Annotated in this window: 1 protein-coding gene; it reads right to left on the reverse strand. The window is 61.4% G+C overall.

Annotated elements, in window-relative coordinates; translation table 11 throughout:
* Positions 1-47 precede the first annotated feature (47 nt).
* A partial coding sequence (locus O6Y00_RS21965) for a nitrilase-related carbon-nitrogen hydrolase (RefSeq protein ID WP_353444628.1) occupies positions 48-756 on the reverse strand: 709 nt, incomplete at its 5' end.

Raw genomic sequence — 756 nt, forward strand, 5'->3', positions numbered from 1 at the left:
ACGTTCGTTTTCGAGAAGCCCGCTCCCCCCACCGGAGGTCGCCGGGGTCAGTTTTCCACGCCAAATCGAGTTGCCCGCGGCGACAGTTCCGTCCCCCAACTCTCCGCAAGCGGTCCGTAAAGATCGGGTCGCCGTCCGCGCATCCATCTGCGGCCGCTACTGGTCTCCACCGCGTCTAACTCAAGATCGGCCAGCACCATGTCGTCCCCGATCGACTTCGATTCCGAGAGCACGTCTCCATAGGGATCGAGAATCATCGCGTGGCCCGTTCGCAACTCGTCCTCGTCGCGCCCGACGCCGTTGCTGAAAACGATGAACAGCCCGTTGTCGTGGGCGCGCGCGGGTAGCCAACGCATCAACCAGCCACGACCATTGAGGCCCTGGAACTCACGCCTCAAACGTTCGGGGTTCTGCTCGCGTTCTTCCCAATAACTAATCGGAATATGCTTCATGCCCTTTGGGCTGAGCGAATTGGTGCCTCCGGTTTGGTGCGGCGCCAGCAGAACCTCGGCGCCGGCGAGCGCAGTCGCACGTGGATTTTCGATCAGGTTGTTGTCCCAGCAGATGAGCACACCCACGCGCACCCCCCATGGCGTGTCGAACACCGTGTAGCTGTCGCCAGAGGAAATAAGCGGATGCTCGAAGGCGTGAAGCTTGCGATGGGTATGCCCCGACCCATCCGGCATACAGAGCCGATAAGCATTGTACAGCACGTCGTCGGCGTCACGCTCGAGCCAACCGACGCCGATGGCAATT

Origin of the sequence: Sphingomonas faeni (assembly GCF_040407565.1) — a bacterium.
Classification (GTDB): domain Bacteria; phylum Pseudomonadota; class Alphaproteobacteria; order Sphingomonadales; family Sphingomonadaceae; genus Sphingomonas; species Sphingomonas faeni_F.